This window comes from Bacteroides sp. AR29 (assembly GCF_900217715.1).
Classification (GTDB): Bacteria; Bacteroidota; Bacteroidia; order Bacteroidales; family Bacteroidaceae; genus Bacteroides; species Bacteroides uniformis.
Map to the genome: position 1 here is coordinate 37,955 of NZ_OBMS01000029.1, position 7,463 is coordinate 45,417.

The 7,463-nt window shown below is 46.7% G+C and carries 8 protein-coding genes; 7 read left to right on the forward strand and 1 reads right to left on the reverse strand.

The genetic code is table 11. The features are described 5' to 3' along the window. Positions 1–136 precede the first annotated feature (136 nt). Positions 137–3,070 carry a bifunctional fucokinase/fucose-1-phosphate guanylyltransferase gene (locus CSD97_RS16725; protein WP_258979661.1) on the forward strand — a complete coding sequence of 978 codons (2,934 nt, stop codon included), beginning with the start codon at positions 137–139 and terminating at the stop codon, positions 3,068–3,070. 6 nt (positions 3,071–3,076) lie between these two features. Here the strand turns inward: CSD97_RS16725 and rlmH are convergent, their stop codons facing one another. Further along, entirely contained in the window at positions 3,077–3,550 is a 474-nt protein-coding gene (rlmH, locus tag CSD97_RS16730) for a 23S rRNA (pseudouridine(1915)-N(3))-methyltransferase RlmH (protein ID WP_005831223.1), read from the reverse strand. Between the two features lie 94 nt (positions 3,551–3,644). Here rlmH and CSD97_RS16735 point away from each other — a divergent pair, with 94 nt between their 5' ends. The 6 genes from CSD97_RS16735 to CSD97_RS16760 form a co-directional block, all read left to right on the forward strand. Then, complete coding sequence (locus CSD97_RS16735) at positions 3,645–4,037, forward strand: DUF4783 domain-containing protein (protein ID WP_005832276.1); 393 nt, start codon at positions 3,645–3,647, stop codon at positions 4,035–4,037. Beyond that, complete coding sequence (nadC, locus tag CSD97_RS16740; RefSeq protein ID WP_005832274.1) at positions 4,030–4,878, forward strand: carboxylating nicotinate-nucleotide diphosphorylase; 849 nt, start codon at positions 4,030–4,032, stop codon at positions 4,876–4,878. Before CSD97_RS16735 ends, nadC begins: the two co-directional genes overlap by 8 nt. Positions 4,879–5,108: 230 nt before the next feature. Then, positions 5,109–5,819: a hypothetical protein gene (locus CSD97_RS16745; protein WP_005832272.1), complete on the forward strand. Its 711-nt coding sequence runs from the start codon at positions 5,109–5,111 to the stop codon at positions 5,817–5,819. A 6-nt stretch (positions 5,820–5,825) separates the two neighbouring features. Next, a complete protein-coding gene (locus CSD97_RS16750) occupies positions 5,826–6,530 on the forward strand; it encodes a hypothetical protein (RefSeq protein WP_098032753.1) in 705 nt (234 codons plus the stop codon). A gap of 50 nt (positions 6,531–6,580) precedes the next feature. Continuing rightward, on the forward strand, positions 6,581–7,204 hold the full coding sequence (locus CSD97_RS16755; protein ID WP_098032754.1) for a sigma-70 family RNA polymerase sigma factor: 624 nt from the start codon (positions 6,581–6,583) through the stop codon (positions 7,202–7,204). A 34-nt stretch (positions 7,205–7,238) separates the two neighbouring features. After that, on the forward strand, positions 7,239–7,463 hold a 225-nt coding region (locus CSD97_RS16760), incomplete at its 3' end, for a transposase (protein WP_244284047.1).

The following is a 7,463-nucleotide window of genomic DNA, read 5'->3' on the forward strand; positions in this document are numbered from 1 at the left end:
TGATTGGAAAAGCCATTCTTTATGAATCGCCTATATACTCAGTCGTATTTCCGTAAAGGAACACAAGCTTGATACCAAAGAAATAAATTGAAACTTTCTATGTCAATTGCCTAATATTATTTTACTTTGCTGTCAAATAGTAAGCAATACAGCGATTGATATGCAGAAATTATTGTCTTTGCCGCCTAATCTGGTGTCGGCATTCTATGAACTGGAAAATGTGGACCGTACGGAATGGTTTTGTACTTCCGACCCGGTGGGAATGAAACTTGGCTCGGGTGGGGGAACTACCTGGCTCTTGAGAGAATGGCAGAAGGAACGGGATAGGAAGTATTTGGCGGAGGAGCGTATTCCAACAGAAAAGTGCATTCCAACAGAGAAAAGCCTTCCAGCAGAGAAGCGTATTCTGCTGCATGCCGGAGGACAAAGCCGTCGTTTACCGGGATATGCACCGTCGGGCAAGATATTGACCCCGATTCCGGTGTTTCGCTGGGCGCGTGGACAAAAACTGGGACAGAATTTATTATCCCTTCAACTCCCACTTTACGAAAAGATAATGGAGCGGGCTCCCGAAAGACTGCGTACGCTGATTGCCAGTGGTGACGTATATATCCGTGCGGAAAAGCCGCTTCAAGAGATTCCCGATGCAGATGTGGTGTGCTATGGACTGTGGGTAGACCCGTTGCTCGCCACACATCATGGTGTGTTTATCTCGGACCGGAATCAACCGGAATCCTTGGATTTCATGCTTCAGAAACCCTCTCTGGAAGAATTGGAAAACCTCTCCAAGACACATCTCTTTTTAATGGATATCGGCATCTGGCTATTGAGCGACCGGGCCGTTGACTTGCTGATGAAACGTTCGCAGAAGGCAGATGGGGCTTTGGACGTGGATACGCCATATTCCGACTTGAAATACTATGACTTGTATGCTGACTTTGGCTTGTCCTTAGGAAATCATCCCCGTATTGAGGATGAAGAGCTGAATAGCCTCTCCGTCGCCATATTGCCTTTGCCCGGAGGCGAATTCTACCATTATGGAACAAGCCGCGAACTGTTGTCTTCAACCGTCACCTTACAGAATAAGGTCTACGACCAGCGCCAGATTATGCACCGGAAGTTGAAGCCCAATCCGGCCATCTTTGTGCAGAATGCAGAAGTGCATCTCCCCCTTACTCCGAAGAACGACAGTCTTTGGATTGAAAATAGCTTTGTTGGGGCTTCTTGGCGGCTGGGGGCACGGCAGATTATCACGGGTGTTCCCAAGAATGACTGGAGGCTGACCATTCCAGACGGTATCTGCATTGATATAGTTCCGCTTGCCGACCAGCGCTGGGCAGTACGCCCCTATGGTTTTGACGATACTTTTAAGGGGGATATTCGGGATGAAAAGACACTGTTCCTTGGAATGTCGTTTTTGGAATGGCTGGTCGAACGGGAATTGTCGGTGGAAGACATCACCGGCAGAAAAGAGGACCTGCAGGCTGCTGCCATCTTCCCGGTTGTGGAAGATAAAGAGCAGATGGGGACAGTGCTTCGATGGATGGTTTCCGAACCGGGCTTGACGGAAGGAAAGGCTGTCTGGCTGGAAAGTCGTCGGTTGTCCGCCGACGAAATTTCAGCACAAGCCGACTTGCGTCTGCTGTATGCACAGCGGGAGAGCTTCTGCAAAGGAAACTGGGAAGTGCTGGCACGCAACCATGCAAAGAGTGTATTCTATCAACTCGACTTGATGGATGTGGCCGGTGAATTCCATAAATTCGGCATTGACAAGCCGGGAGTGTTGCCGACAGATGCCTCGCTGATGCAGCGTATCCATAACCGGATGCTGCGTGCACAGATTGAGAAGCTGGACGGAAGGGACTTCAAGGCAGATGAGCAGGCCGCATTCAACTTGTTGCGCGAAGGATTGCTGACTGATTTGTATGAACGCAAGAGCAGTCCTCGCCTAAATGTGTATAGTGACCAGATTGTATGGGGGCGTAGCCCCGTACGCATAGATATGGCGGGAGGATGGACGGACACTCCGCCTTACTCCTTGTTTGCCGGTGGGAGTGTGGTGAATATTGCCATTGAACTGAACGGGCAGCCGCCTTTACAAGTGTACATCAAACCTTGCGCGGAGCATCGCATCGTGTTGCGCTCCATTGATATGGGAGCCATGGAGGTGGTGAATACTTTTGAGGAATTGCAATCCTATTGCATGATAGGTTCCCCCTTTTCCATTCCCAAAGCAGCATTGGCGCTGGCCGGGTTTGTTCCGGCTTTTTCAGAAACGGCTTATCCTTCGCTGGAAAAACAACTGGAAGCCTTCGGCACAGGTATAGAGATTACATTGCTTTCTGCCATACCTGCAGGTTCCGGTCTGGGCACAAGCTCCATTTTGGCTTCTACTGTCTTGGGTTCATTGAGTGACTTTTGCGGACTGATGTGGGATAAGAACGAAATATGCCGCCGTACGCTTGCCCTGGAACAGTTGCTGACGACCGGTGGCGGTTGGCAAGACCAATACGGTGGGGTATTGCAAGGTATCAAACTGTTGCAGACGGAGGCTGGATTTGCCCAGCAGCCATTGGTACGCTGGTTGCCCGAGCATTTGTTTACCCATCCGGAATACCGCGATTGCCATCTGCTGTATTATACGGGCATTACGCGTACAGCCAAGGGCATCCTTGCAGAAATAGTACGCTCCATGTTCCTCAACTCTTCCCTGCACCTGGGGTTATTAGAAGAGATGAAAGCACATGCCTTGGATATGGCCGAAGCCATTCAACGGAATGACTTCAAGAGTTTCGGAACACTGGTAGGCAAGACATGGATGCAGAAGAAGGCACTGGACAGTGGAACAAATCCTCCTGCCGTAGAGGACATCATCTGTCAGATAAAAGACTATACCTTAGGATATAAACTGCCGGGAGCCGGTGGGGGAGGTTATCTGTATATGGTGGCTAAGGATGCGCAGGCAGCCCTGCGCATCCGTGAGACCTTGACGCTGAATGTACCGAATCCGAGAGCCAGGTTCGTAGAAATGTCACTCTCGGATAAGGGATTCCAGGTGTCGCGGAGCTGAAATTCATCATTCATGATGATACGGCCCCCCGTTCAGTATGGTCATCGCCCGGTAGAGTTGCTCCACAAAGATGAGGCGCACCATCTGATGGGAAAAGGTCATGCGTGAGAGGGACATCTTCTCGTGTGCCGCTTCGTACACTTTGGGGGAGAATCCGTAAGGGCCTCCGATAATAAATACCAGCCGTTTGTTCACGGTATTCATCTTGCGCTTCATATAGTCTGCAAACTCTATGGAGCGCATTTCTTTTCCACCTTCGTCCAGCAGTACGACCACATCTCCCGGCTGGAGAGCTTTCAATATCAGTTCCCCTTCCTTTTCCTTCTGCACTTCCATGGAGAGACTCTTGGTGTTTTTCAGTTCGGGGATGACTTCCATCTCGAATGAGAGATAACGCTTGGTACGTTGCACATAGTCGTTGATGGCTGTTATAAAGTGTTGTTCTACAGTTCGTCCTACAACGAGCAGAGTAGTTTTCATACTGGTTCTGTTTTGATTAGCGCACAAATTTAGCATTTTTTTATTGTATTTTGAGACAAATGCTTACCTTTGCCTATCATAAATACTTGTGAAAATGAAAAAACGGGTAATCTTTTTGTTGACCGGTCTCTTCATTTGGACGTCTGTGCTGCTGGCCCAGAATGTTCCCGAGGGAGTGATTGGAGCCTTCAAGGAAGGAAATTCTCAGGAGCTCAACAAGTATCTGGGTGACAAGGTCGATTTAATCATTCAGAATAAGTCGACCCACGCCGATAAGCGGACGGCAGAGGGCACAATGGCTGCTTTCTTCTCCAACCACAAGGTCGGCAGTTTTAATGTGAACCATCAGGGGAAGCGCGATGAGTCCGGTTTCGTCATCGGTACCTTGATGACCGCAAATGGAAACTTTCGGGTGAATTGTTTCTTCAGAAAAGTACAGAACAAATATGTCATACATCAAATAAGGATAGATAAAACAGATGAATAAGGAAGAAGAATTGATTGACAGGCTGATAGACCTGGCTTTCGCCGAAGATATAGGCGATGGAGACCATACAACCCTTTCGTGCATTCCTGCTACGGCAATGGGCAAATCCAAACTGTTGATAAAAGAACCGGGCATCCTGGCCGGTATCGAGATAGCAAAGGAGGTGTTCCGCCGTTTCGATCCTACCATGAAGGTGGAAGTGTTCATTAATGACGGTACAGCCGTAAAGCCGGGTGATGTGGCCATGATTGTGGAAGGCAAGATACAGTCTTTGTTGCAAACGGAGCGTCTGATGCTGAACATCATGCAGCGCATGAGTGGCATTGCCACCATGACACATAGGTATGCCGAGCAACTGAAAGGTACGAATACCCGTGTACTCGATACCCGCAAGACTACTCCGGGCATGCGTATCCTCGAGAAAATGGCAGTGAAAATCGGTGGCGGTGTAAACCACCGTATCGGCTTGTTCGATATGATTTTGCTGAAAGACAACCATGTGGACTTTGCCGGAGGAATCGACAAGGCTATCAACCGTGCGAAGGAATATTGCAAGGAAAAAGGCAAGGACCTCAAGATAGAAATAGAAGTGCGCAACTTCGACGAATTGCAGCAGGTGCTCGACCTGGGCGGTGTAGACCGTATCATGTTCGACAACTTTACGCCGGCAATGACAAAGAAGGCCGTAGAGATGGTAGGCGGCCGCTATGAAACGGAATCTTCCGGCGGCATCACGTTTGATACGCTCCGCGACTATGCCGAATGCGGTGTGGATTTTATTTCCGTAGGAGCTTTGACGCACTCTGTGAAAGGATTGGACATGAGCTTTAAAGCATGTTGACAAAGGCGGAAAGCATTATTGCAGAATAATAAGGAAAGCCTCTCATAAAGAATGCTGCATTACGGCAGACTTATGAGAGGCTTTCTCTTGATAACCAGCAGAGTAATGACTCCTGAAAAAACAGATGGTGTATTGGGGTGAAACAGATGGTCTGTTGGGGACGGATAGATGATGCGTTTGGCTATAACGGATGATGTGTTTCAGAGTAATGGATAATAGCGTAGGAAGATATGAAAAACATAACATGGAATAAAGTAAAAACAACTGTCAAAGATTGGCAAGTGGGAGACTACATCCGGCAGACTTCCATTGTGGTGATTGGCGTACTGATTACTTTTGTCGGTAGTGAGTTGGTTACTCAAAACTCCGAGAAAAAGGATATTCAAGCCACCATGTCGCTGATTAGGGATGAACTGAAAAGTAACCGGGAAAATTATAAGAGTATCGTTTCAGAGTTTAGAGAGGATGAACGTCTTTCCAGCTTATTGGTGGAGCATGACTTAAAGCATCGGACGATACCGGAAGATTCATTGATACAGTTCCGCTTTCTTATGGGGCATATCCGCAGTTTTTATTATAGTCAGAATGCATTGGATATACTTAAAAACTCCATGTTGATGCAGAAGATTTCAGATAAAGAGCTACTGTTGCAGTTGACCGGAATCTATGAGGTATTGGATGGATTTAGGGCGACTATGAATGGCTATTACGATATGAAGGACGAAATTATGGTTCCTTTCCATTTGGCATTGACTGACGAACAGACGGACCAGATAAATCGTGGAGGATATGAGGCGTGGGATATTTACTTGTCGGACAGGTCGGTACGGAACTTTGTCAGGGTAGCGCGGAACTATTTTACGCCGGACTATGTAGAACGTGTGGGAAAACGTATAGACGAGGCAATACAAGCGCTTGAGAAAAAGTATCATTTAGAATGAAAAGATATGGGAAAGACAAGCTTTAACAGGTTGAACCATAAGATAAAAAGCTGGCGCATAGGTGATTATTTCCGTCAGTTCAGTATTGTGGCTGCGGGCATCATTGTCACTTTCTGGGGAAATGACCGGATTACCGAGAATGCCCGCCAAAAGGAAGTGCGTGCTACGATGCAGTTGGTAACGGAAGAGTTGGAATATAATAGGCAGGAGCTCCGTAATATAAAGCACTTGTTGGATATTGACATACACATGAGTCTGTTGTTGAGGGAACATGATATGGATGTATCCAAGATACCGACAGATACTCTGTGGAAGTATGGCGAGCTTTTCAATAATATGGATGAATTCTCTTATAGGACAGATGCGCTGGATGTGCTGAAAGGTTCTTCATTGATGCAGTATATACCGGACAAACGTATGTTGCAGGATGTATTGCAGACTTATTTTGAGTTGGGCAGGAAACAGAGGGATGTCGGTGATTACTATGCAACGAAAACAGATGCTCTTATGAGTGCTGCCATGTCCAGGGAGTTGGCGCATGTTTTTGATGGTGACGACAGTCTTCGGGACCAGGCCTTGTTTCTTGTGCAGTATAAGAAATTTATCAATTACGTCAACATGGTTCCCGGTTTTCTGTATTGGCATGAATTTGATGAATTGGATGAAAGGCTGGCCAAGCAGATTCAAGTATTGAAAGCCAAATATAAGTAATCTCCGTTCTTTAACATCTTTTTATGTTTAATTCAGCAGCATTTTCAAAAATGCTGCGTCTAACTAACAAACGACGCGAAGAGGCGTCCGTAAAACGAGCACTGACATTGGAAAATGAGATAGAACTGATTGAGGGCTGCCGGGCAGGAAAGGATTCCGCCCGAAAGGAATTATACACCCTCTACTCCAAGCAGATGCTGGCGGTATGTTACCGCTATACGGGCGATGTCGATGCGGCCCATGACGTATTGCACGATGGCTTCATCAAAATTTTCACCCACTTCACCTTCCGTGGCGAATGTGCATTGAGTACCTGGGTGACAAGGGTAATGGTGACGCAGGCGATAGACTACCTGCGGAAACAGCAACGTTTCAGCCAACTGGTGGTGAATGAGGAACAATTGCCCGACATTCCGGATGAAGCAGGCATTGCCGAAACCGGAGGCCGTATTTCCGAAGAAATGCTGATGGCGTTCGTGGCGGAACTTCCCGATGGATGCCGTACTGTATTCAACTTATACGTCTTTGAGGAGAAATCGCACAAGGAAATAGCCGAAATCCTCCACATCAAAGAGCATTCGTCTACCTCGCAGTTGCATCGTGCTAAGTGTTTGTTGATAAAAAGAATTAGAAGCTGTTTTGAAATGATTAAATTATTTATATTTATCTGTTAATCAGTTGGTTAATTGAAATAATTTTCGTAACTTTATGGTTGCAAAACAAATAGTTATGAGCAATTATTCAACTAACCTAACTGAAAAACAGTGGCAAGTTATCAAAAATATTGTAGAACCACAAGAAAGAACTAGAAAAAAGTGTCTCAGAGAAATTCTGAACGCCATATTCTATATCAGCAAAAGTGGCTGTCAATGGCGAATGTTGCCTTCCGACTTCGCCCCTTGGCAAACTGTTTACTACTATTTCCGCAAGTGG

Excerpts from the sequence above, each read along its gene's own strand:
- rlmH (WP_005831223.1), bottom strand. The coding sequence starts at position 3,550 with ATGAAAACTACTCTGCTCGTTGTAGGACGAACTGTAGAACAACACTTT.
- CSD97_RS16735 (WP_005832276.1), top strand. The coding sequence starts at position 3,645 with ATGAAAAAACGGGTAATCTTTTTGTTGACCGGTCTCTTCATTTGGACG.
- nadC (WP_005832274.1), top strand. The coding sequence starts at position 4,030 with ATGAATAAGGAAGAAGAATTGATTGACAGGCTGATAGACCTGGCTTTC.
- CSD97_RS16745 (WP_005832272.1), top strand. The coding sequence starts at position 5,109 with ATGAAAAACATAACATGGAATAAAGTAAAAACAACTGTCAAAGATTGG.
- CSD97_RS16750 (WP_098032753.1), top strand. The coding sequence starts at position 5,826 with ATGGGAAAGACAAGCTTTAACAGGTTGAACCATAAGATAAAAAGCTGG.
- CSD97_RS16755 (WP_098032754.1), top strand. The coding sequence starts at position 6,581 with ATGCTGCGTCTAACTAACAAACGACGCGAAGAGGCGTCCGTAAAACGA.